The sequence below is a fragment of the Pseudomonas sp. AF32 genome, assembly GCF_022342325.2.
GTDB lineage: Bacteria > Pseudomonadota > Gammaproteobacteria > Pseudomonadales > Pseudomonadaceae > Aquipseudomonas > Aquipseudomonas uvaldensis.
In genome coordinates, this window is the sequence record NZ_RQJK02000048.1 from 1 (window position 1) to 2,471 (window position 2,471).

Here is a 2,471-nt window from a genome sequence, read left to right on the forward strand (position 1 = left end):
CACGCTGTACGGTGGCGCGGGAGCGGATCAGTTCATCGGCGGTGCCGGCTATGACGTGGCGGGGTATCTCGACAGCAAGGAAGCGGTGACCATCAACCTCAAGACCGGTGTTCATTCCGGGATCGCCACAGGCGATACCTATACGGGTATTGAGGTAATCAGAGGATCAGGTTTTAACGACATTTTCTATGGCGGTAGTTCGTCCATGACGCTGGATGGCGCGGCTGGCCAGGATTTAGTCACGTATGAGCAGTCCAGCAGCGCAGTGACCATCGACCTGACCAACGGCACCAACATAGGGGAGGCTGCCGGCCATACCTACACCAACATTGAAATGTTCCAAGGCAGCAATTTTGACGACACCCTGTCGGGCTCTCGTTTAAAGGACATCTTCATTGGTGGAGCCGGAGCGGATGTAATTGATGGTCGCGAGGCTATGGACAGTGCTTTTTACATAACAAGCACAACAGGCGTCTCGATCAACTTGCAGACTCAAATCAATCAGGGTGGCGATGCCGAAGGTGATGTATTGCTCAACATCGAACACGTGTTGGGCAGTCACTTCAATGACGTTTTGGTTGGGAGCACGGGTGTTAATTACCTGGAGGGTGGATTGGGCAACGACGTCATTGACGGCGGGGACGGCAATGATTTCCTCTACGGCGGGCTGACTTCCTGGACAGGGCCTTTCAAAATCGATGGCTCGGCCAATGGGCCGCAGGCAGACATTTTGTATGGCGGCACCGGTAACGACACCATCGTCACGGCAGCTAACGACGAGGGTACTCAAGCCTACGGCGAGGCCGGAAGTGACACGATTACTGTGGCACTTGGCATGGCTGATGGTGGTGAAGGCAATGACCTGTTGACCGGGACAGGCGCGGGCTTTTCATTGTCAGGAGGCCTGGGGGATGACAGGTTGGTGTTGCAGGCCGGAGGTTTCGCCAATGGTGGTGAAGGTGACGATACCTACACCATCAATACTCCAAAATTAGTGACGATTCAGGATGACGGCGTCAGCAGCGGCGACAAACTGGTACTGTCATATATCAGCAGCTCTGAACTGTTGGCCGATCGCATCGGCGATGACCTCTATCTGCACCGATCAAGCTTTGCTCCAGGGCAGACGCCACAGGAGGGTGTGCGTCTTGAGGGGTGGTATGCAGGTCACAACACTATCGAACAGATCCAGACAGCTGATATGCAGCTGATCAATCTGTCGGGCGTAGGGGGAGGCAACGTGGATTTGTTTATTTGAACAGCTGAGCCGGTGTCTCTTGCCGCTTGATATGAGTCACTGGAGGAAGCGTTCCAAGGCGATCACGCTTTTATGATTGCTCCCTGAATGTGTCGCTTTTGCCCGGTATTGCTTGAGCCGGGCATAAGCGCTTTGGAGTGGGGGCAGCGCGTTGCTTCGCTGCCTGGGCAACTACCGCGGGACGCGCTGTGTGTCCAGCACTCGATTCACCGCGAGCTCGCTCAACATGATCACCTGTTGCAGCACCAGCACGGCTCTGCGTTGTGAATCATCCACGGACGCTGCGATATCCCGCACCATGTCGCTGGCCGACGATAGCGAATCACAGGCCTCGACGAGCAGTGTTTCATTATCCACCCTGGGATCGACGACAAAGATGCTGCCAGGTTTGCGCGACGGTGTAGCCGTCCTGGATGCCGCAGGATTGAGGTAGAGGTCGATTGCACGGTCCTGCGCTGTTTTTATATTCAGCATGTCAAGCGTTGCATCATAGGGGATCGGATTGGGATCTGGAGGGTTGGGCGTAACTTTGAACATTGGACGAATCTCTGCTTATAAAATTGAGGAACCGTCACTCTCGCTACCAAACGAAAGGTGGCGGCCATACGCAGGTTGGTAGACCGGTCAAAGCAGTAAACCCGGCGCTCACGAAGGAGCCCCACGCATAGCCACCATATAAAGCACAGTCCCAAAAGAGACTGCATATGGTGATGCCATACGACTGATTTAAAGCGGGCTACCAAACCCGATCACTGTTTTCCAGTGACAGGGAAAACGATATAGCCCGCCCCATAATCGTAAAAGCCAGCGGATTCTGGCTCAGCCGTAGGCATTGGCACAAGGTTTCGTAGGCGATTGGAAGTAATAACGAGTGTTTTTAAACATCTAGTTCCAAGGTGTTTACTTAATGAATCGTCAATGGGGAAGTTGTCGAGTTCTTTCGCACGTAACTCACTGAATTTGCCTACAAGCTAATCGGGAGCCACCTGCTATCCATAATGACGTAGAGAGGGAATAGTGCTCCGCAGACGGACTCACGATCGGCAATGAGCGAATTAAGTCGGACAGATTTTGCCGGCTTTGCAAATAGCGGCGCTTAAGGCGATCGTGTCCCAGGAAGTGGTGTAACTGAACCAGCCGAAGGCGCCCTGCGGGCGAAAGAGGATGGTCATCGTGGTTCTTGGCTAACGTTGAGTTTGCGAAGACCAAACAC

2 protein-coding genes are annotated in these 2,471 nt (G+C 53.8%); one reads left to right on the plus strand and one right to left on the minus strand.

Features of this window, described 5'->3' with window-relative positions:
- Positions 1–1,258, plus strand: a 1,258-nt coding sequence (locus EGM97_RS26010; RefSeq protein ID WP_477788892.1) for a calcium-binding protein, incomplete at its 5' end; no start/stop codon positions are given.
- A 171-nt stretch (positions 1,259–1,429) separates the two neighbouring features.
- Here the strand turns inward: EGM97_RS26010 and EGM97_RS26015 are convergent.
- Positions 1,430–1,795, minus strand: a complete 366-nt coding sequence (locus tag EGM97_RS26015; RefSeq protein WP_238965591.1) for a DUF6124 family protein — start codon at positions 1,793–1,795, stop codon at positions 1,430–1,432.
- Between the last annotated feature and the right edge of the window lie 676 nt (positions 1,796–2,471).

Excerpts from the sequence above, each read along its gene's own strand:
- EGM97_RS26015 (WP_238965591.1), bottom strand. The coding sequence starts at position 1,795 with ATGTTCAAAGTTACGCCCAACCCTCCAGATCCCAATCCGATCCCCTAT.